Source organism: Sulfitobacter sediminivivens (assembly GCF_042611115.2).
Classification (GTDB): domain Bacteria; phylum Pseudomonadota; class Alphaproteobacteria; order Rhodobacterales; family Rhodobacteraceae; genus Sulfitobacter; species Sulfitobacter sediminivivens.
In genome coordinates this window covers 68,254-88,334 of sequence record NZ_JBHGAR020000001.1, presented here as the reverse complement: position 1 = coordinate 88,334, position 20,081 = coordinate 68,254, and the positions used below count along the sequence as shown (strand labels likewise).

Sequence of the window (20,081 nt, the reverse complement as noted above, 5' to 3'; positions counted from 1 at the left end):
CATGGCGGATAGATCTGATCGTAAACGTGGCTTGGGGCGCGGGCTGTCTGCGTTGATGGCGGATGTTTCAGAGACGGAGGAGGCAGTTGCCCGGGGGACCGTCGCTGCTGAACAATATATCCCGATTGAACGCATATCGCCTAATCCGGAGCAACCACGGAAACGGTTCGATCAAGGTGATTTGGATGACCTTGCTGCGTCGATCAAGGAAAAGGGCGTCATTCAGCCCTTGATCGTCCGTAAACGTAGTGACGGCAGTTTTGAAATTGTCGCTGGTGAGCGCCGTTGGCGCGCGTCACAGATCGCCCAACTTCATGAGCTTCCTGTCATCGTGCGCAACTTTACTGATGTCGAGGTCCTGGAAGTTGCCATTATTGAGAACATCCAGCGTGCTGATCTGAACTCTGTAGAAGAGGCTGCGGGTTATCGGCAGCTCATGGACAAATTTGGACATACCCAAGAGAAAATGGCGGAAGCGTTGGGGAAGAGCCGCAGCCATATCGCAAACCTGCTGCGATTACTGAACCTGCCTGAGCCCGTTCTGGAAATGCTCCGCGCTGGCGACCTGAGTGCTGGGCATGCGCGCGCACTGGTGCCAGCCGAGGACCCTGTGAAGCTGGCAAAACAGATTGTAAAAGGCGGCTTGTCCGTGCGTGCAGCTGAGGCTTTGGTTAAGAAAGAACAGGCTGGCACCAGCGATAACATCTTTTCCAAGGATTCTGCGAAACCGAAGGCCGAAAAAGATGCAGATACAAAGGCGCTTGAGGGGGATCTGTCGGCGAGTCTTGGGATGAAAGTTGAGCTTGCGCACAAACCGGGCCAAGAGGCGGGTCAGATGACGGTGCACTACAAGTCGCTGGATGACCTTGACGAGTTGTGTCGGAAATTAAGCGGCAGCTAATCGACAAGAAGTTCTTCAAGAACGACGTTCAATACCATAAGCCCTTGATTTGTAACAGACATGTTGTCATTGGCACACGTGATCATGCCAATGGCTTCAAGGTGAGCGATCTTGTTGTCAGGCAATGCCTGGCCCAATAGCTTTTCGTACCGTTGCAGACTAACGCCTTCTTTCAGGCGAAGTCCCATCAGCAGAAATTCATTTGCCTGATCGCGCTTCGAAAGGACCTCGCGCGGCTTCTCTGGCGATTTTTCAGCGACGCCATCAAGCCAGCGTTGGGGGTTGCTATAACAGACTGTCGCAAATTTTTTCCCGCCCACCGTGATGCGACCGTGTGCGCCGGGGCCGATTCCGACATAGTCACCATACCGCCAGTAGATCAGGTTATGCCGGGATTGTGCACTGTCACGGGCATGGTTTGATACCTCATAGGCGGGCATTCCCATCGAGCCACACAGATCTTGGGTCAGCTCATACATATCTGCGCCCAAATCATCATCGGGCAAACCTTGCAGCTTACCGCAGGCATACCGATCGCCAAACGCCGTGCCACTTTCGATTGTAAGCTGGTAAAGCGAAAGATGATCAATCGCTAGGTTTAGAGCCGTTTTTAGCTCATTTTTCCATGCTGCCAGTGTTTGATCCTGTCGTCCGTAAATCAGATCGAAACTAACCCTGTCAAAAGCATTTCGTGCGACGTTAAAGGCAGTCAACGCTTCAGTTGCGGTATGGATACGACCCAGACGCCGCAAGTCTGGATCGTTCAGTGCCTGAATGCCCATGGAAACTCTGCTGATCCCAGCTTGCCGGTAAGCTGCAAAGCGGCCTGCTTCGACAGAACTTGGGTTCGCCTCGAGCGTGATTTCAAGGTCATTGGCGGTTGGCCACAATTGTTTGACGCGTGTTATGATGTCAGCAACGACATCGGGGTCCATCAAGCTGGGTGTGCCCCCTCCAAAAAAAACAGCGTTTAACACGCGTCCAGATGTCTCAGAGGCTGCGCGCGTAAGCTCCGTCAGGTAGGCGTCCCGCCACGCCCGTTGATCTATGTGCCGACTGACATGCGAATTGAAGTCGCAATAGGGGCATTTTGCCTCGCAAAACGGCCAGTGGATATAAAGGCCAAACCCACCATGCTGCCAATCCTCAGTCAAAACAGGCTGAAATCAGTTTGCTGAAAGCATCGGCGCGGTGGCTGATCGCATTTTTCGCATCTGCATCCATTTCGGCAAAGGTAACTCCGTACCCGTTAGGCAGGAACATTGGATCATAGCCATGTCCCTGACGTCCACGCATCGGCCACACCAGCGATCCGTTCACTTTGCCCTCGAACACTTCGTCATGTCCGTCCGGCCACGCCAACACAAGAGTTGCGCAAAAACGAGCACGCCGCGGGTGAGGCGCGTTTTTCTTTTCAAGAAGTTCGTGCGTTTTGGTCATTGCCGCAATGAAATCACGACCGTTGGGTGTTTCAGCCCAATCGGCGGTATAAACACCGGGCGCATTGTCCAGCGCCTCGACTTCAATCCCGGAATCATCCGAAAGCGCGGGAAGGCCGGTCGCCTGAGACGCAGCATGCGCTTTGATGCGCGCGTTGCCGACAAATGTGCTTTCGGTTTCTTCTGGTTCGGGCAAGTTCAGTTCAGCGGCACCGACCACGTTCACGCCATATGGCGCAAACAATTGGCCCATCTCTTCAAGCTTCCCGGCGTTGTGGGTGGCAATCAAGATGCGGGTGTCGGTGAACTTGCGGGTCATGATGTGACTGACTTTTGTATTGCCACCAATTCCGCCACACCCTTTTCTGCCAAATCCATCAGTTCGTTCATCTGACCGCGGGAATAGGTAGACCCCTCTGCACTCATTTGCACTTCGATGAGCTGTCCGGTGCCGGTCATGATAAAGTTGCCATCAACGCCCGCCTCTGAGTCTTCTGGATAGTCCAGGTCAAGCACGGGCTGACCTGCGTAAATCCCGCAACTTGTGGCCGCGACAGGATCAACAAGCGGATCACTGATCACGTCGCCGGCTTTCATCAGCTTGTTCACTGCCAGACGCAGGGCGATCCAGCCGCCGGTGATGGCCGCGCAACGGGTGCCGCCATCAGCTTGAAGCACATCGCAATCGACGGTGATCTGACGTTCTCCCAATGCGACCCGGTCAACACCTGCGCGCAGGGACCGGCCAATGAGACGCTGAATCTCAACCGTCCGGCCGCCCTGTTTGCCCGATGCCGCCTCGCGGCGCATGCGGGTGTTGGTGGCGCGCGGCAACATTCCGTATTCAGCGGTGACCCATCCCAGTCCTGATCCTTTGATGAAAGGCGGCACGCGGTCCTCAATTGTGGCGGTGCATAAAACATGCGTGTCGCCCACTTTGATCAACGCCGACCCTTCGGCATGTTTGGTAAAGCCCACGTCAACACTGACAGCGCGCATTTCATCGAGTTTCCGGCCAGATGGACGCATATTCTTTCCTTTTTGATGTTAGTGTCGAGATACCGCTCAGATGTGTGGGGATGCAACCCTGTTTGACGTTTGGTTGCTGTGCACCTTTATTGTAGGACAAACAGAGGATGCCATGACAGAGACCACAGATATGCTGAACGACATGAATGACAGATCCCGCGAAGTATTTCGCCGGGTGGTTGAAGGATACCTGGCCAGCGGGGATCCTGTGGGGTCGCGCACGCTGACGCGTGATTTCAGCGAAAAAGTAAGTGCTGCGACGATCCGAAATGTGATGCAGGACCTTGAATATATGGGTCTGCTCGGCTCGCCGCATGTCAGCGCAGGCCGTATTCCCACACAGATGGGCCTGCGGATGTTTGTCGATGGAATGATTGAAATCGGTGATCCGTCCGAAACGGACCGCGAAAAAATAGACGCGACAATGGGAAACAATACCACTGACGTTGGGGGCGTGTTAGATCGGATCGGTTCCGCGCTGTCGGGCGTTACGCACGGTGCATCTCTTGTCTTGACGCCCAAACATGAAGCGCCAATTAAGCACATTGAATTTGTGTCACTATCTTATGAACGTGCATTGGTTGTTCTGGTATTCTCCGACGGTCATGTTGAAAACCGTCTGTTCACACCTCCGCCTGGACAAACACCAAGCTCGATGAGAGAGGCGGCGAATTTTCTCAATGCGCTGGTAGAGGGAAAAACAATCACCGAACTGCAACGGACCATTGGCAATGAAATCGCACAAAGACGTCAAGAGATAGACGTCTTGGCGCAGCAACTGGTCGAAAGCGGTCTTGCGTTATGGCAGGGCGAAGACGAGGCGACCGAGCGTTTGATTGTCCGGGGTCGGTCGAATCTGTTGAGCGAAGACGGCGAAGGGGAGGATCTGGCGCGGATTCGCAACCTCTTTGACGACCTCGAACGCAAGCGCGATATTGCAGAATTCCTTGATTTGACCGAAGGCGGTGAAGGTGTACGCATTTTTATCGGTTCAGAGAACAAACTTTTCTCACTTTCGGGTTCCTCTTTGGTGGTTTCCCCTTATATGAACGCTGATCGGAAGGTGATTGGTGCCGTCGGAGTGATTGGCCCCACACGCCTAAACTATGGACGTATCGTGCCGATTGTGAATTACACGGCGCAACTGGTCGGAAAACTGATTTCTGACCGGAGTTAGAGGTGGAAGATGGCAGAGCCGAAAGAGAACGAATTTCTTGATGATATTGATGAGGCCGAGGCGGATGAATACGCCGATGAAATGGCTGAGATTGATGATGAAGCGTTAGAAATGGATCAGCTTCGGGCTGAGCGTGATCAGCTGAAAGATCGTTTCATGCGCGCGCTCGCGGATGCAGAGAACGCGCGCAAGCGGTCTGAAAAAGATCGGCGCGAGGCCGAGAATTATGGCGGTTCAAAGCTGGCGCGTGATATGTTGCCTGTCTACGACAACATGAAGCGTGCTCTTGAAGTGGCGACCGAAGATCAACGCGCTGTTTCCGGCCCGCTGTTGGAGGGCGTAGAGCTGACCATGCGGGAATTGCTCAACGTATTCAAAAAACACGGAATCGACCTGATCGAACCAAAAGTCGGTGACCGATTTGATCCCCAAAGCCATCAGGCAATGTTCGAAGCGCCTGTTCCGGGGACACGGGCAGGAGACATCATTCAGATTGCGGCTGAAGGTTTCATGTTGCATGACCGCCTGCTGCGCCCGGCACAGGTTGGTGTATCATCGACACCAGCAAGCGCTCCTGCGCCTGAACACCCTGCTTCCTAAAATTGCTGAACAAGGCAAGCCAGAGGCGGTCAGGAACTGGCCGCCTCTTTCAATTTGTAAAGTAGGTCCAACGCTTCGCGCGGGGTAAGTTCGTCGGGCAGAATATTTTTGAGCTGTTCTTCGACCAAAGACGGCTTGTTGGGCTTTGGTGCAGGCGTTGGGTTGACGGAGAACAAGGGCAAGTCATCGATAAGGGTTTTTTGTTTCGCACCCCCCTCGCGCTCGCCTTTTTCGAGCGCCTCGAGTACCACGCGGGCGCGGGCAATCACCGCTTCGGGCAACCCGGCAAGCTGTGCGACCTGTACGCCATATGATCTATCCGCGGCACCCTTTCGGACCTCGTGAAGAAAGATCACCTCGCCGTCCCATTCCTTTACCGCAACTGTGGCGTTATCGACGCCGTCAAGCTTGCCTGATAAGGCGGTCATTTCATGATAGTGTGTTGCAAAGAGTGCGCGAGCCCGGTTCACATCATGCAAATGTTCCAGCGTCGCCCATGCGATCGATAGGCCGTCATATGTAGCGGTGCCGCGGCCGATTTCATCCAGAATGACCAAAGCCCGATCATCTGCCTGGTTCAAAATTGCAGCAGTCTCTACCATTTCGACCATAAATGTCGAACGGCCACGCGCCAAATCATCCGATGCACCAACCCGGCTGAACAGCTGGCTGATCAACCCGATGTGGGCGGAGGTCGCGGGAACATAGCTGCCCATCTGTGCCATGAGGGCGATCAGCGCATTCTGTCTGAGAAATGTTGATTTACCCGCCATGTTTGGCCCTGTCAGCAACCAGACGTTTGCGGCATCAGCATCAGCGCTGAGGTCACAGTCGTTGGCAATGAAGGGATCGCCCGATTGTTGTGCCAAGGCGCGTTCAACAACCGGGTGCCGGCCGCCCTGAATGGCAAATGCGCGGCTGTTGTCGACCTTTGGACGTACCCAGTTTTCCGCCTGCGCAAGGTCCGCTAAAGCAGCTGCCAAATCTATTTCGGCAAGCCCGGTTGACGTCACACCAATTTCAGCCGCCCGCATCAATATTGCTGCTTTTAGCCCTTCATAGAGCCGCTTTTCAATTTCAAGCGCATGATTTCCCGCATTCAGGATCTTTGTCTCCATCTCCGACAGGGCCACTGTGGTAAAACGCACCTGATTTGCGGTGGTTTGCCGGTGGATGAAGGTTTCGGAGAGGGGAGGCGACAGCATCTTTTCCGCGTGGACGGCAGTTGTCTCAATAAAGTACCCAAGGACGTTGTTGTGCTTGATCTTAAGTGAGGCGATGCCCGTGTCAGAGACGAATTGCTGCTGCATTTGCGCGATAACACTGCGGCCCTCATCCCGCAGTTTGCGGGCTTCATCCAGCTCCGCCTCATAACCGGGTGCGATGAAGCCGCCGTCGCGGGTGAGCAGGGGCGGCTCTGCAACAAGTGCGTCTTCCAGCACGTTAACCAGATCGTCATGACCGACCAAACCCGCCGCTGCAGTTTTGATGAGTGTGGGAAGGTTCTGCTTATTGAGCTGCGTTGCCAATTTGACGGCCTCGATCAACCCGTTGCGCATTGATGCAAGATCACGCGGCCCGCCGCGATCAAGAGACAGCCGTGACAACGCCCGATCCAGATCGGGCACACCGCGCAGGATGGTGCGAATATCCTGTGTCGCACGGGCATCTGTGAAACAGAATGTCACAGCATCAAGACGGTCCAGTATAGTCTCTAACAAGAGTGAAGGGCTGGAAATCCTGCGTTCAAGAAGGCGGGCACCAGCAGCCGTACAGGTACGATCCATGATCGCAAGCAGCGACCCCGCCCTCCCGCCAGTGAGGCTGTGTGTCAGTTCGAGGTTGCGCCTTGTGGCCGCGTCGATCTGCACGGTCCGCGCTTCGCTTTCTTTGTGCGGAGGGCGCAGAAGGGGCAATTTGCCTTTTTGAGTAATTTGAAGGTACTCAATTAAGGCACCCATCGCTGAAACTTCGGCCCGGGTGAAGGTGCCAAAGGCGTCCAGCGCCGCGATTCCAAACAGATCGCAGATGCGTTTTTCGGCACTGGTGCTGTCAAATGCAGATGGGGCAAGGGCGGTCATCGCAATACCGAATTCAGAGACTAAATTCCGCAAATCAGCCTCTTTCGCCTCTGATACAACCAGCTCTGACGGGGACAGCCGCGCAAGCTCGGGACCAAGTCGCAAAGGTGTCAGCGGCATGACGTGAAACGCACCTGTAGAAATATCAACCCAAGCCAAGGCGGCGGCATCGCGCACTTCGGCAAAGGTGGCCAGATAGTTGTGGCGGCGCGCTTCTAACAGCGATTCTTCTGTTAATGTGCCGGGCGTCACCAACCGCACGACGTCGCGATTGACCACTGACTTATGGCCGCGCTTTTTGGCTTCTGCCGGGCTTTCCATCTGTTCACAGACGGCCACGCGAAACCCTTTGCGGATCAAAGTCAGCAAATACCCTTCGGCTGCGTGAACCGGGACGCCGCACATCGGGATGTCCTGGCCATTGTGCCTGCCTCGTTTGGTCAAGGCGATATCCAATGCTTCTGCTGCGGCAACAGCATCATCAAAGAACATCTCGTAAAAATCACCCATGCGGTAGAACAGCAATGCGTCGTCATATCCGGCCTTCAGGTCGAGATATTGCGCCATCATTGGTGTGATCTTGTCGTCGCCCACGTGCATCCCCCGCTTGCATATGTGTCTGTACAAAACCACGCCCCCTAGGGAAAGGGGCAGCGAAGCGGGTTCTCGGTAGACGGGTGCAAGGATCGTGTTAAAATTGGGCAACGATCAGTCCATATGAAAGCTGCTGGACCCTGTGCGCAACAAAATTGAACTTAGGTCTCCGCCTGATGCCCTGTTTCTGAACCCATGGCGTGACCCCGGGTTTCGGTTGTTGCTGGAGCCTGAATTCATTTGGCGTTCGATGCCAAAGGCGGTGATCGAAGGGTTTGCTGCCAGCGCTTTTAAAGAGATCAACCAAAAAATATCGGTGTTTCTCACGGCCACCAAGCGTGACAAAACATTCTCCCGCGCGATTGAATACAATGCTGTTCCAGTGGTGCTGGAGCATGCAAGTTTCCGAAAATCCTACATCATGGCGCATGACCGATTGTTGTTGACCGGGGCATCCGGGACACGTTTGCTAAACCAGTATCGGCGGGAAAATGAGGAATCCGATCCTGACGTGGACGCGGGCCTCGACGCCTTTTTTTCCGGGTGTCGGAGTGACAACAAAGACGGTGAAATTCCAATCTATTCGGGCTTATTAGAGCCTGATATCGCCTTTGCCATCGAATGCCGAAATACGTTCAACTATTATCATTTTATCACCGAATCCCTACCGCAACTCACGTTGCTTGATACGCTTGGCTTTCAGGGAAACATCTATTTCCATTTTCCAAATCAGGAAGACAAGCAACGCCCCTTTGCCGAAGCTTTTGTCGTGGCGCTTTTTCCGGAATTCGAGGACCGGGTTTTCTTTGAACGGTCCCCGAAGGACTATGAAAAAGTGCTTTCAGCTTTCGATCTTGTTGGTTCACATCCAATGCGGCCTTTGGAAGATGTCGCTGGTATTGAAAAGCACGCGCCTGCCGGATTGGCAGATCAGGTGGGGCTGACAGACATCAGGCTGCAGCCGGTCCTTTCCATGAATTCAGTGAGTTCGGCATTGTTGGCGCTGCGTGCCCGGGCGTTGCAGGCGATCGAAGGTCATGATTTTGGCCATCTTCCCCGTCGGTTCTATGTTGGTCGGGATACACGGCAAAGCAGATCCCGGCACATGGAAGGGGAGGATATGCTGTATGACCACCTCAGGCTGTTTGGTTTTGAGTATGTTGTTTTTGAAAGCCTGACCCCACTTGAGCAGGTCGCGCTGATGGCGAACGCCGAGATGATGGTTTCCTACCATGGCGCTGGATTTACCAATATGCTGTTTGCCAATCCGGATGCCTTTGTGATTGAGATCGGAACATTGCAGACTGCGCAGTTTCGATGGGCCGACTTTTGGCCGTTGGCGAATGCGGCACAGTGCCGGTACGTCAGTTTCTTTGCTGATTTCAAGGGCGCAAATCCTCTTTCAGAACCTCGTTTTTCAATAGACGGCATTGTGCCTGTTATGCTTTCCGAAACAGGCACGGCACAAGTAATGGCCTTTGTAGTGACTGTTCTGGGGCATTATCCCACATTGAAAACTGCAGCGAGCCTGGAAGAAGTCGGGCGCAGGGTTTTGACTGTTGGTGCTGGTGAACACGCTGTCAGGCTTCTGGAACAACACCCCCAACTGGTCAGGGACAATGCCAAGTTATGTTTGCTTCAAGCCGATTGCCACAAGCAACTGGATGAACCAAAATCAGAACTGATCGCGCTTGACCGGGCTTTCAAGGCGGACCCTTCACGTTGGCAGACATTGGTTCGTATCGTTTGGTGCGCCAACAGGTGTGACCGACCCCAAGTCATCCGTTGGGCGCTTGCGCAGCTCAAGGCGGATTTCCCACAACGCCACGCTGCATTTCTGGGAAACCATAGTTGGGTTCGTTACATCGCCTGATGAAGTTTTTGTCGCTAGCCGCTGTGTGATTGTAGGTCTGGGCGCAGATGGCTAAGGTCATCAAAAAGAGAAAGTCAAAACCCTTGTCCAAGACCCGTATTACCGATGCCGAAGCGCTTGCTTTCCATTTGGAACCCATGCCCGGCAAGTTTGAGATTACCGCAACCGTCCCCATGACCACCCAGCGGGATTTGTCGTTGGCATACTCGCCCGGCGTTGCTGTGCCCTGCGAGGCGATCGCAGAAAACCCGGAGACGGCTTACGACTACACCAACAAGGGCAACCTTGTTGCGGTTATTTCTAATGGGACGGCGGTTCTTGGGTTGGGCAACCTTGGGGCCTTGGCATCCAAGCCGGTGATGGAAGGCAAGGCGGTTCTGTTCAAACGATTTGCGGATGTGAACTCAATCGATATTGAGTTGGACACGGAAGACACGGACGCGTTCATCAACGCGGTCAAGTTGATGGGGCCGACCTTTGGCGGCATCAACCTGGAAGACATCAAGGCACCGGAATGTTTCATCATTGAACAGCGCCTCAAGGAAGAAATGAACATCCCGGTCTTTCATGATGACCAACACGGCACGGCAGTCATCTGTGCGGCGGGACTTTTGAACGCATTGCACATTTCCGGCAAGAAAATCGAAGACGTGCGCATTGTCTTGAACGGTGCCGGTGCGGCCGGGATCGCGTGCCTAGAATTGTTAAAGGCAATGGGTGCACGACATGACAACTGTATCATGTGTGACACCAAGGGCGTCATTTACCAAGGCCGTACCGAAGGCATGAATCAGTGGAAATCGGCGCATGCCGCCACGACCGACCTGCGGACATTGGAAGAAGCGATGGATGGGGCAGATGTGTTTCTTGGTGTCAGCGTCAAGGGCGCGGTTACACAGGATATGGTCGCCAGCATGGCGGAAAACCCGGTCATTTTTGCAATGGCGAACCCCGATCCAGAGATTACACCAGAAGAAGCGCACGCGGTTCGGATGGACGCGATTGTTGCTACCGGGCGCAGTGATTACCCTAATCAGGTCAATAATGTTTTGGGCTTTCCTTATCTTTTTCGCGGCGCGCTCGACATCAACGCCCGTGCGATCAATGATGAAATGAAGATCGCCTGCGCCCACGCGCTGGCCAAACTTGCGCGGGAAGATGTGCCAGATGAAGTCGCTTTGGCGTATGGCAAAACACTGAGCTTTGGTCGTGATTATATCATTCCCACACCGTTTGATCCGCGGCTGATCCATCGCATCCCGCCCGCCGTTGCGCGCGCGGGAATGGATACCGGTGCCGCACGGCGTCCGATTATTGACATGGACGCCTATGAGTTAAGTCTGAAATCGCGGATGGATCCCACGGCCAATATCCTGCGTGGTATCAACGCGCGTGCGCGCAACAACCAAGCACGGATGATTTTTGCCGAAGGCGACGATCCACGTGTCTTGCGGGCGGCTGTTTTGTATCAACGGTCCGGGTTGGGTAAGGCATTGGTTGTCGGTCGGCAGGAAGACGTAAGGGCCAAGCTGTTGGCAAGCGGTATGGAGGATGCGGTGCGCGAGCTTGAAGTGGTCAATGCTGCAAATTCGCACCATTTGGACAGCTACAAGGAATATCTTTACCGGCGTTTGCAGCGGCGTGGCTTTGACGCCAAAGATATTCACCGCCTCGCGGCGCGGGATCGCCACGTCTTTGGGGCCCTGATGTTGGAACACGGCCATGGTGATGGTCTGGTTACGGGTGCCACGCGGAAATCAGCGCATATTCTTGAGCGGCTGAACCATGTGTTTGAGGCAAACCCTGAACACGGGGCCGCAGGTTTCACCGCATTGCTGCACAAAGGACGGATTGTCTTTATCGCGGATACTTTGGTGCATGAATGGCCTGATGAAAATGATCTGGCCAATATCGCTGTCAGTGGTGCGCGTGTTGCGCGACACCTCGGGCTTGAGCCACGCGTCGCTTTTGTCAGCTTTTCAACGTTTGGATATCCGGTATCAGAACGTGCTGAGAAAATGCACAAAGCGCCCATGATCCTTGATCAGCGCGGTGTGGATTTCGAATACGAAGGTGAGATGACAGTCGACGTCGCGCTGAACGCTGAATCGCAGAAGAACTATCCGTTTTCCCGCCTCACAGGGTCTGCAAATATTCTTGTTGTTCCGGCAAGGCATTCTGCAAGTATCTCGGTGAAATTGATGCAGGAAATGGCTGGCGCTACAGTGATTGGGCCGATCCTCACAGGGCTGGATAAATCCATTCAAATCTGTTCATCGACCTCGACGGCAAATGACATTCTGAATATGGCAATTCTAGCGGCTTGTAAGGTTGGGGAATGATTTGGAATCTCGGCTCTATCAATACGGATAACTTCTATTTGTTGCCGCATTTGCCTGCCGCGGGCGAAACGCTCGCCGCGCTGCAATTTGATCAGGGGTTGGGCGGCAAAGGCGCGAACATGTCTGTTGCCGCTGCGCGGGCCGGGGCGCGTGTCGAACATATCGGGGCGGTTGGGCCAAATGGAAGTTGGGCAGTTGATCGCTTGCTGGAATATGGCGTGGACACCCGGCATGTATCATCCATCGACATTGCGACAGGGCACGCAAACATCAATGTCGATCAGGCCGGTGAAAATAATATCGTGTTGTTTGCCGGGGCCAATCATGGCGTGACAAACCAGATGATCGGTGCCGCGCTGACAGAGGCATCGCCAGGCGATACATTGCTGATGCAAAATGAAACGCTTGGGCAATCTTATGCGGCGGCAACAGCAAAAACACTGGGCCTTCGGGTGATCTATGCCGCTGCACCCTTTGATGCTGAGGCGACCCAATTGATCATGGATAAGGTTGATTTGTTGGTGTTGAATGAGGTTGAGGCGGCCCAATTGCGAGAGGCGACTGGCAAAGACCTAGAGGACTTACCAATTTCGGACATTGTCGTGACACTGGGCGGCGATGGGTGCAAATGGGTCTCTAACAAGCATGAAACCACGGAATCCTTTGCCGCTTACAAGGTTGTTCCAGTCGATACCACGGGTGCTGGTGATACGTTCACCGGTTATTTGGCTGCGGGTTTGGACCGAGGCATGGACATTGCCGCGGCAATAGACCTCGCGTCAAAAGCAGGGGCGCTCATGGTCATGCGCCATGGCACTGCGGATGTTATCCCGGATCTCAAAGATATCCAGGATCATGACTTTGGTTAATGCGTAAACGGGGCCGCCGCACCCCAAAGTTGTTTGACCCGCTGGTCGCGACCACAACCGTTGCGGTAGCGTTTGTAGGCCACAGATTTCTTAACCCCTATGCCAACACTGCTGACAGCAAGACGTTCACTGCTTTTGTAGTAATTCTGATGGTAGGCGTCTGCGGGATAAAATTTGGCTGGGCCCAAAATCGGGGTCACCACCGTTTGCCCCAAATCCACTTGTGCAGCCGCTTTGGCCCGTTCTGCCGCAGCTTTCTGATCAGGCCCGTTTGGGAAAATAGCTGATCGATAGCTGGCACCTCGATCACAGAATTGTCCACCGGCATCCGTTGGGTCAATTGAGCGAAAGAAAAGGGCCAGTATCGAATCGCGACTGACGACTGCAGGATCAAATGTGATTTGCACCGCCTCATAATGGCCGGTGCCACCTGACGTGACTTGTTTGTAGGTTGGATTAGCCGTTTTGCCACCAGCGAACCCTGAAACCGCGTCTTTGACGCCCTTAACGGATTCAAAATCTGCTTCGACACACCAGAAACAGCCACCTGCAACGAGAATCGTCTCTGATCCAGCCGCATGCGCTGTTTTTGAATGCGCAAACAGGCCAATGGCGATCATCGTGACCAAAGCGAAAGTCTTGAGATTGTTCATATGTGACATAGCGAACTCCTGTTTTATGAGACGCTGCACCCATAGTTCATTAAGAGCAACTGCTCGACGCGCCAATTCACGAGGTGGTGAAAGCAATTTACCGCTTGGCAGCACGCCGTAACATTTCTAGCGTCGCCTGAGACTGTGAATTGACGTTCACACCCCAAATGAAAGCCATCGGAAAATGCGTATTGCAATGTGGTCTGGACCTCGAAATCTGAGCACCGCAATGATGTACAGTTTTGGCGCGCGGTCAGATTTCGCCGCGATGGATGAACCTTTTTATGCAGCGTATCTGGCACGGTCTGGTGCCAATCACCCGATGCGGGATGACATCCTGAAGCACCACGAGACTAACCCGGACAAGGTGGCGCTGGCCTGCGCCAAAGCGGGGTCACCGCACCTTTACATGAAACATATGCCGCACCACATGCTTGATGGGTTTCCTATGGAATGGGCAGCGGATTGCGTAAACATACATCTGATCCGACACCCGGCCCGCGTCATCGCAAGCTATGCCGCCAAATGCGAGGCACCGACGCTTGAAGACATTGGATTTCGCCAACAAGCTGAACTATATGAACGAATTGGCGGTTTGATCATCGACAGCACAGATATTCGGGCTGATCCCGAAGGGATGTTACGCGGACTGTGTCGTGCGATTGATCTGGCCTTTGATCCTGCAATGTTGCGCTGGCCCGCGGGACCCAGACCAGAGGACGGTGTCTGGGCCGCGCACTGGTATGGCGCGGTGCACCGCAGTACAGGATTCGCGCAAGCAGAGGGCCCTTTGCCGAAGGTCGACGCACAAAGCGAAGCGGTGTTGGCGCGAGCTTTGCCGTATTATCAGATGCTGTCTGAAAGAAAGCTAAATGGGCCTTGTTAGTCTCTGTTTTATCGCTTTAGCCGCTTTTCTCGGGCTGCAAGCAATTTCAGGCGCAGGGCGTTGAGCTGAATGAACCCTTGGGCGTCTTTCTGGTCGTATGCACCGGCATCATCTTCAAAAGTCACATGCGCTTCGGAATACAATGAATGATCAGACCAGCGGCCAACTGTGCGCACATGGCCTTTGTAAAGCTTTAGCCGCACAGTGCCCGTGACATGGGTCTGACTTGCGTCAATCGCGGCTTGCAACATAGTGCGTTCGGGGCTGAACCAGAAGCCGTTATAAATCAGCTCGGCATATTGCGGCATCAACTGATCTTTGAGGTGCATGGCACCTCGGTCGAGGGTGATTGATTCGATGCCGCGATGCGCCTCAAGAAGCAAAGTGCCACCCGGCGTTTCGTAAATCCCGCGTGATTTCATACCGACAAAGCGACCCTCAACAAGGTCAAGGCGCCCACATCCGTGCTTGCCGCCAAGCTCATTGAGTTTGGTCAGGATCGTGGCCGGTGACATCGCCTCACCATCAATGGAAACCGCATCGCCGCGTTCAAACCCGACTTCAACATATTCGGGTGTGTCTGGCGCATCTTCAGGGTTGACCGTGCGCTGATACACATAGTCTGGCGCATCGACGGCGGGGTCTTCCAGCACTTTGCCTTCGGAAGACGTGTGCAGCAGGTTTGCATCAACACTAAACGGTGCCTCGCCGCGTTTGTCTTTCGCAACTGGAATTTGGTTCTTTTCGGCAAATTCCAATAGCTTGGTGCGGCTGGACAAATCCCATTCGCGCCAGGGTGCGATCACCTTGATATCAGGATTAAGCGCATAGGCGGCCAGTTCAAACCGAACCTGATCGTTGCCCTTTCCTGTCGCGCCATGTGCAACTGCATCCGCACCCGTCTCGGCGGCAATTTCAACCAAACGTTTTGAAATCAGCGGTCGCGCGATAGAGGTCCCCAACAGATAAAGCCCCTCGTAGACCGCATTCGCGCGGAACATCGGGAAAACAAAGTCACGCACAAATTCTTCGCGGACATCTTCGATGTATATCTCAGAGGCACCCATCATCTCGGCTTTCTTGCGGGCCGGCTCCAGCTCTTCGCCTTGACCCAGATCAGCGGTGAAAGTCACCACCTCGCAGCCATATTCGTTTTGCAGCCATTTCAGGATGATCGAGGTATCAAGCCCACCGGAATAGGCGAGGACAACTTTTTTAGGTGCGGACATGACGGGTTCCTTTGCAATTCGCCTCGCGGGGTATCGGGTTTTTCAAGGGCGGGCAAGAATGAAGCGGCGCGTTGACCTGTGCGGCGCACGGGCCTATCGACAGATATCAGGTTGAGGGGTTAAATGTGACCACAGATTTCCAAGAAAAGGCGCGTGCAGGCACCCAGGCGATGCGGATGGTTTTTCCGACAACGCCCCTCATGCGCAATGACCATTTGTCGGAACGATTTCGTGCCGAAATTTGGCTGAAGCGCGAGGATCTAAGCCCTGTGCGTTCCTACAAATTGCGCGGTGCGTTTAACGCAATGCGCAAGGTGATCCCCGAAAAGTCCGTATTTGTGTGCGCGTCGGCAGGCAACCATGCGCAAGGCGTGGCCTTTATGTGCAGCCACTTTGGTGTGCGCGGAGTTATTTTCATGCCCGTCACGACTCCACAACAAAAAGTGCAAAAGACGCGGACGTTTGGCGGCACACAGATCGAAATCAGGTTAGTCGGAGACTACTTCGACAAAACGCTGGCAGCGGCCCAAAAATTCTGCGCCGATGAGGGGGCCTATTTTTTATCCCCCTTTGACGATGATGACGTGATCGAAGGTCAAGCGTCTGTCGCGGTTGAAATTGAAGAGCAGCTTGGGCGCATCCCCGACCACATAATATTGCCAGTTGGTGGCGGCGGATTGTCGTCAGGTGTGCGGAGTTATTTTGGTGAATCGTGCAAATATACCTTTGTAGAGCCTTCGGGCGCACCCAGTCTGGCCCGCGCATTGGCGAACGGTGCACCAGTTGATGTGTCCCCGATCAACAGTTTTGTGGATGGTGCGGCCGTCGCAAAAATTGGCGCGCGCAATTTTGAACGGCTGAAGGATGTGAACCCCGAGGATGTGATCGACCTTTCAGAAGACCGCATTTGTGTGACGATAGCCGAGATGTTGAACGTGGAAGGGATTGTGCTGGAACCTGCAGGCGCGTTGTCAATTGAAGCGCTGGGTGAGGTTGCCGAAGAAATCAAAGGGAAAACAGTGGTCTGCATCGCCTCTGGAGGTAATTTTGACTTTGAGCGCTTGCCAGAAGTGAAGGAGCGGGCGCAACGATACTCCGGGATAAAGAAGTATTTCATTTTGCGGATGCCGCAGCGGCCCGGTGCGCTGAAAGAGTTTTTGAACATTCTGGGGCCGGAAGATGATATCTGTCGTTTCGAGTACCTCAAGAAATCCGCCCGCAACTTTGGGTCGGTGCTGATTGGGATCGAAACGCGCAGCCCTGAAAATTTTGAACCTTTCCTGCAACAACTGATTGAGTCCGGGTTTACCTTTACGGACATTACCAACGATGAAACGCTTGCGCAGTTTGTATTGTAAGGGACTGGCAGATGAAATTTGCAGATGCGTCAATTGTGATAACTGGTGCCGGAAGCGGGATCGGTGCGGCATTGGCCCGTCACGCGGCGCGATTGGGCGCGCGCGTCTGTGTTTCAGATTTGGATGGTGACAGGGCAAAGGCTGTCGCGGATGAGATTGGCGGCGTCGCCGCCCAATGTGATGTGCGTGACGAGGCGGCAGTCCAATCGCTGATAAAGACGGCATCAGTCAAGCAGGGTGAGATTGACATTTATGTCTCTAACGCAGGGATTGGTGCGGGTGAACCAAGCCACGCAGCCTCTGCATCAAATGATGTTTGGATGCTAAATTGGCAGGTGCACGTCATGGCGCACGTCTATGCCGCGCGCATTTTGTTGCCGCAGATGATTGCACGCAAATCTGGTCATCTGGTCAATGTGGCTTCAGCGGCCGGGCTGCTGAACCAAATTGGTGATGCGGCCTATTCGGCGACAAAACACGCTGCAGTCAGCTTTGCGGAATCGCTCGTAATTGGTCATGGCGCAGATGGGGTCGGCGTCTCGGTCGTCTGCCCACAATATGTCGCGACACCGCTTTTGGGATTATCTGATGAGGACGCCCAAAGCCGCGCTTCTCTGTTGACCGCAGATGATGTCGCAGCGGTGATTGCGCATGGAATTGAGGCGAACCAATTCATGATCATGTCACACCCGGCAGTTCAAGGATATGCCGTCAATCGGGCGCGGGACCATGACAGATGGATCGCAGGCATGCAGATGTTGCGTGAAAAAGCGATTGAGACTTTGGGCACTGCCCGAGCCGAGACTCTGTACAAGCTTGTCTAGGTCGCGAGAACGCTGGGAAGCTTGCTTAAAAACACAACTTTGGACGCATCGTAAGATGCAAGGATATTGGGTACATCCACATCACCCGCTTTACCTTGCGAAGAAGCGGTTTCGCCGTTCTGGCACAGGTTTGCAAAATCTCTGAACCCAAGGCTTAGGGCGCTGCCTTTGAGAAAGTGCAGATCACCCTCAAGGGTCGTCTGGTCGGACGTGACTTTGACACGCGCCGCGACCTCCTCAACCTCTTCAAGGAACAGGTCGACGACTTCCTGAAAGTCATCTGCGCCCACTTCATCACGAAGCTCTTTAACGCGTGTCCAGTCAATCATCCGCAGACTCCTTCGTTTGCGGATAGAATGACTGGATATATTAAACATAGTTTGATCAATGAATGTCGGAATGGTCAAAATTTTACCATTCATCCTAACTTAAACATGGCAGGCTATCGGGTGGGGAATATTTTTAAGACTGACGAATAAATGACCCGATTTCCCCCTGCGTTTGCTCATCCTGCCGGCGACGCAAATTCAAGCAAGATGAAGCTGGTGTTGGTTGTCGATGACAGCCGCCTGCAACGGCGCATATTGGCAAAGTCATTGGTAAAATGGGGTTTTGAGGTCGAAGAAGCCGAATCTGGCGAAGCAGCGATTACGTTTTGCAAGTCACGGCGACCTGATCTGATCCTAAGCGACTGGATGATGCCAGGCATGTCAGGGTTGGAATTTTGCCGCGCCTTCCGGGAGTTGTCAGATGGCCACTATGCTTACTTCATTCTTTTGACATCCAAGAGTGAAAAGGAAGAGGTTGCGCGCGGGCTGGATTCTGGCGCGGATGATTTTCTGACCAAACCCGTCGACAACAACGAACTGCGTGCGCGGATCACTGCGGGGGAACGCATATTGCATATGCAGCGTGAATTATCCGAAAATAACCGGCTGATTACGGACACGTTGGATGAATTACAGCGGGTATATGATTCCCTTGATAAGGACTTGTTAGAGGCCAAGAAGCTACAGCAATCATTGTTGCGCGAGCGTCACAAAATCTTTGACCAAGGCACCCTTTCACTAATGCTTAGATCCAGTGGGCACGTCGGCGGTGATCTTGTTGGTTTTTTTCCGGCGGGCACGGGGCAATTGGGATTGTTTGCAATTGATGTGTCTGGCCACGGCATCAGTTCGGCTTTGATGACGGCGCGGCTGGCAGGGTATCTATCAGCAACCGCGCCAGATCAGAATGTGGCGCTAGAGCGCAAGCCTGATGGCAGATATGCCGCGCGCCCAACGAGCGAAGTGATTGCGACATTGAATGACCTCGTTCTGAACGAGATGGAAACGGAGCACTACTTTACCCTTATGTTGGCGGTTGTGGACCTGAACACTGGCAGAGTGACCATCGGGCAGGCGGGCCATCCGCATCCGGCAATCCAGCGACGTGATGGCAGCATTGTTCAGACCGGTACGGGCGGGTTTCCTGTGGGCCTTTTGTCAGGCATTTCATTTGAACAATTCGATGTGCAGCTTGAGAATGGCGACCGGCTGTTGATCCTGTCGGATGGGGTGACCGAATGTCCTGATCCAGCGGGTCAAATGCTGGGTGAAGACGGCCTTGAACGGATCATGGTCAAACTGAAGGGCGTTAAGGGCACGGCGTTGTTGGAGGCGCTGATTTGGGAGCTCACTGATTTTGCAGGCGGGGGTGATTTTCCTGACGATGTGTCAGGGATATTGTTTGAATACTCAGGCGTCGATCAAAGGCCATAGCGCGTCAAAAACATACGATCACCGTCGTTGCCGAGTGCTGCAACCGCCTCTGATGCGGATAAAACCAACGTGATGTGATCGGGCTCAAGTGGTTCCCTGATTTGTCGAACCGGATGCGCCACGTAAACATGGCATAATTTTTCTGCCCACATGTCATACTCCGGCATGTACACAAACCGACGAAACGCACCCAGCCGGCGCGGCCGCGCAATCCGCCAGCCAACCTCCTCAAGCACCTCGCGATGCAGCGCCTGCATCGGGGATTCGCCGAGGTCGATACCGCCGCCGGGCAGCTGAATGTCAAACACGGGTTCGGTTTGCGCTGTCATCAAGAACCGTCCCTTAAGGGGCAGGATCGCATAGGCACCGGGTCGCAAACGATAGGTCTTTTTCGGCTTCGGCGGTTGCCCCACACGTCTGATCATATGTTTGCCCCTTTATCCATGGCTTGCCGCCCCTATAT

18 protein-coding genes are annotated in these 20,081 nt (G+C 53.9%); 10 read left to right on the top strand and 8 right to left on the bottom strand.

Annotation, left to right across the window (positions count from 1 at the left end):
* Position 1: 1 nt before the first annotated feature.
* The gene (locus ACEWL3_RS00425; RefSeq protein WP_386177068.1) at positions 2–901 is read left to right on the top strand and encodes a ParB/RepB/Spo0J family partition protein; all 900 of its coding nucleotides are present in this window, start codon (positions 2–4) and stop codon (positions 899–901) included.
* Here ACEWL3_RS00425 and hemW read toward each other — a convergent pair.
* From hemW to rph, 3 genes are read right to left on the bottom strand one after another with little or no spacing between them, the layout of a single operon-like run.
* On the bottom strand, positions 898–2,055 hold the full coding sequence (gene hemW / locus ACEWL3_RS00420; protein WP_386177067.1) for a radical SAM family heme chaperone HemW: 1,158 nt from the start codon (positions 2,053–2,055) through the stop codon (positions 898–900). The genes ACEWL3_RS00425 and hemW overlap by 4 nt on opposite strands.
* The gene (rdgB, locus tag ACEWL3_RS00415; RefSeq protein ID WP_386177066.1) at positions 2,048–2,659 is read right to left on the bottom strand and encodes an RdgB/HAM1 family non-canonical purine NTP pyrophosphatase; all 612 of its coding nucleotides are present in this window, start codon (positions 2,657–2,659) and stop codon (positions 2,048–2,050) included. Before rdgB ends, hemW begins: the two co-directional genes overlap by 8 nt.
* Positions 2,656–3,369 (bottom strand): ribonuclease PH, encoded by a 714-nt coding sequence (rph, locus tag ACEWL3_RS00410; RefSeq protein ID WP_386177065.1) that lies wholly within the window; start codon positions 3,367–3,369, stop codon positions 2,656–2,658. The genes rdgB and rph overlap by 4 nt, the downstream gene beginning before the upstream one ends.
* 142 nt (positions 3,370–3,511) lie before the next feature.
* Here rph and hrcA point away from each other — a divergent pair, with 142 nt between their 5' ends.
* Complete coding sequence (gene hrcA / locus ACEWL3_RS00405; protein ID WP_386177870.1) at positions 3,512–4,546, top strand: heat-inducible transcriptional repressor HrcA; 1,035 nt, start codon at positions 3,512–3,514, stop codon at positions 4,544–4,546.
* 9 nt (positions 4,547–4,555) lie between these two features.
* The gene (locus ACEWL3_RS00400) at positions 4,556–5,146 is read left to right on the top strand and encodes a nucleotide exchange factor GrpE (protein WP_386177064.1); all 591 of its coding nucleotides are present in this window, start codon (positions 4,556–4,558) and stop codon (positions 5,144–5,146) included.
* A gap of 29 nt (positions 5,147–5,175) precedes the next feature.
* Here the strand turns inward: ACEWL3_RS00400 and mutS are convergent, their stop codons facing one another.
* A complete protein-coding gene (mutS, locus tag ACEWL3_RS00395) occupies positions 5,176–7,827 on the bottom strand; it encodes a DNA mismatch repair protein MutS (RefSeq protein WP_386177063.1) in 2,652 nt (883 codons plus the stop codon).
* A gap of 136 nt (positions 7,828–7,963) precedes the next feature.
* Between mutS and ACEWL3_RS00390 the strand changes: the two genes are divergently transcribed.
* The 3 genes from ACEWL3_RS00390 (at position 7,964) to ACEWL3_RS00380 (ending at position 12,905) form a co-directional block, all read left to right on the top strand.
* On the top strand, positions 7,964–9,694 hold the full coding sequence (locus ACEWL3_RS00390; protein ID WP_386177062.1) for a glycosyltransferase family 61 protein: 1,731 nt from the start codon (positions 7,964–7,966) through the stop codon (positions 9,692–9,694).
* Between the two features lie 83 nt (positions 9,695–9,777).
* The gene (locus ACEWL3_RS00385) at positions 9,778–12,036 is read left to right on the top strand and encodes an NADP-dependent malic enzyme (protein ID WP_386177868.1); all 2,259 of its coding nucleotides are present in this window, start codon (positions 9,778–9,780) and stop codon (positions 12,034–12,036) included.
* Complete coding sequence (locus ACEWL3_RS00380; RefSeq protein WP_386177061.1) at positions 12,033–12,905, top strand: ribokinase; 873 nt, start codon at positions 12,033–12,035, stop codon at positions 12,903–12,905. Before ACEWL3_RS00385 ends, ACEWL3_RS00380 begins: the two co-directional genes overlap by 4 nt.
* On the opposite strand, the gene msrA is transcribed toward ACEWL3_RS00380, so the two are convergent.
* On the bottom strand, positions 12,902–13,567 hold the full coding sequence (gene msrA, locus ACEWL3_RS00375; RefSeq protein WP_386177060.1) for a peptide-methionine (S)-S-oxide reductase MsrA: 666 nt from the start codon (positions 13,565–13,567) through the stop codon (positions 12,902–12,904). The genes ACEWL3_RS00380 and msrA overlap by 4 nt on opposite strands.
* A gap of 175 nt (positions 13,568–13,742) precedes the next feature.
* Here msrA and ACEWL3_RS00370 point away from each other — a divergent pair, with 175 nt between their 5' ends.
* Positions 13,743–14,444: a sulfotransferase-like domain-containing protein gene (locus tag ACEWL3_RS00370; protein ID WP_386177059.1), complete on the top strand. Its 702-nt coding sequence runs from the start codon at positions 13,743–13,745 to the stop codon at positions 14,442–14,444.
* Between the two features lie 8 nt (positions 14,445–14,452).
* On the opposite strand, the gene ACEWL3_RS00365 is transcribed toward ACEWL3_RS00370, so the two are convergent.
* The gene (locus ACEWL3_RS00365) at positions 14,453–15,673 is read right to left on the bottom strand and encodes an argininosuccinate synthase (protein ID WP_386177058.1); all 1,221 of its coding nucleotides are present in this window, start codon (positions 15,671–15,673) and stop codon (positions 14,453–14,455) included.
* A gap of 125 nt (positions 15,674–15,798) precedes the next feature.
* On the opposite strand from ACEWL3_RS00365, the gene ilvA reads away from it, so the two are divergent.
* Positions 15,799–17,031 carry a threonine ammonia-lyase IlvA gene (gene ilvA, locus ACEWL3_RS00360; RefSeq protein ID WP_386177057.1) on the top strand — a complete coding sequence of 411 codons (1,233 nt, stop codon included), beginning with the start codon at positions 15,799–15,801 and terminating at the stop codon, positions 17,029–17,031.
* 11 nt (positions 17,032–17,042) lie between these two features.
* Positions 17,043–17,855 carry an SDR family oxidoreductase gene (locus ACEWL3_RS00355; protein WP_386177056.1) on the top strand — a complete coding sequence of 271 codons (813 nt, stop codon included), beginning with the start codon at positions 17,043–17,045 and terminating at the stop codon, positions 17,853–17,855.
* On the opposite strand, the gene ACEWL3_RS00350 is transcribed toward ACEWL3_RS00355, so the two are convergent.
* Entirely contained in the window at positions 17,852–18,184 is a 333-nt protein-coding gene (locus tag ACEWL3_RS00350) for an Hpt domain-containing protein (RefSeq protein WP_386177055.1), read from the bottom strand. The genes ACEWL3_RS00355 and ACEWL3_RS00350 overlap by 4 nt on opposite strands.
* 150 nt (positions 18,185–18,334) lie before the next feature.
* On the opposite strand from ACEWL3_RS00350, the gene ACEWL3_RS00345 reads away from it, so the two are divergent.
* On the top strand, positions 18,335–19,618 hold the full coding sequence (locus ACEWL3_RS00345; RefSeq protein ID WP_386177054.1) for a PP2C family protein-serine/threonine phosphatase: 1,284 nt from the start codon (positions 18,335–18,337) through the stop codon (positions 19,616–19,618).
* Here the strand turns inward: ACEWL3_RS00345 and ACEWL3_RS00340 are convergent.
* Positions 19,606–20,043, bottom strand: coding sequence for an NUDIX domain-containing protein (locus tag ACEWL3_RS00340; RefSeq protein WP_386177053.1), 438 nt, complete (start codon positions 20,041–20,043; stop codon positions 19,606–19,608). The two genes, ACEWL3_RS00345 and ACEWL3_RS00340, sit on opposite strands and share 13 nt — an antisense overlap.
* Positions 20,044–20,081 lie beyond the last annotated feature (38 nt).

What these genes read in the sequence shown, in the direction of transcription:
- ACEWL3_RS00425 (WP_386177068.1), top strand. Translation starts at nt 2, where the DNA reads ATGGCGGATAGATCTGATCGTAAACGTGGCTTGGGGCGCGGGCTGTCT.
- rdgB (WP_386177066.1), bottom strand. Translation starts at nt 2,659, where the DNA reads ATGACCCGCAAGTTCACCGACACCCGCATCTTGATTGCCACCCACAAC.
- rph (WP_386177065.1), bottom strand. Translation starts at nt 3,369, where the DNA reads ATGCGTCCATCTGGCCGGAAACTCGATGAAATGCGCGCTGTCAGTGTT.
- hrcA (WP_386177870.1), top strand. Translation starts at nt 3,512, where the DNA reads ATGAATGACAGATCCCGCGAAGTATTTCGCCGGGTGGTTGAAGGATAC.
- ACEWL3_RS00400 (WP_386177064.1), top strand. Translation starts at nt 4,556, where the DNA reads ATGGCAGAGCCGAAAGAGAACGAATTTCTTGATGATATTGATGAGGCC.
- mutS (WP_386177063.1), bottom strand. Translation starts at nt 7,827, where the DNA reads ATGCACGTGGGCGACGACAAGATCACACCAATGATGGCGCAATATCTC.
- ACEWL3_RS00380 (WP_386177061.1), top strand. Translation starts at nt 12,033, where the DNA reads ATGATTTGGAATCTCGGCTCTATCAATACGGATAACTTCTATTTGTTG.
- msrA (WP_386177060.1), bottom strand. Translation starts at nt 13,567, where the DNA reads ATGTCACATATGAACAATCTCAAGACTTTCGCTTTGGTCACGATGATC.
- ACEWL3_RS00370 (WP_386177059.1), top strand. Translation starts at nt 13,743, where the DNA reads ATGCGTATTGCAATGTGGTCTGGACCTCGAAATCTGAGCACCGCAATG.
- ACEWL3_RS00365 (WP_386177058.1), bottom strand. Translation starts at nt 15,673, where the DNA reads ATGTCCGCACCTAAAAAAGTTGTCCTCGCCTATTCCGGTGGGCTTGAT.
- ACEWL3_RS00355 (WP_386177056.1), top strand. Translation starts at nt 17,043, where the DNA reads ATGAAATTTGCAGATGCGTCAATTGTGATAACTGGTGCCGGAAGCGGG.
- ACEWL3_RS00350 (WP_386177055.1), bottom strand. Translation starts at nt 18,184, where the DNA reads ATGATTGACTGGACACGCGTTAAAGAGCTTCGTGATGAAGTGGGCGCA.
- ACEWL3_RS00345 (WP_386177054.1), top strand. Translation starts at nt 18,335, where the DNA reads ATGACCCGATTTCCCCCTGCGTTTGCTCATCCTGCCGGCGACGCAAAT.
- ACEWL3_RS00340 (WP_386177053.1), bottom strand. Translation starts at nt 20,043, where the DNA reads ATGATCAGACGTGTGGGGCAACCGCCGAAGCCGAAAAAGACCTATCGT.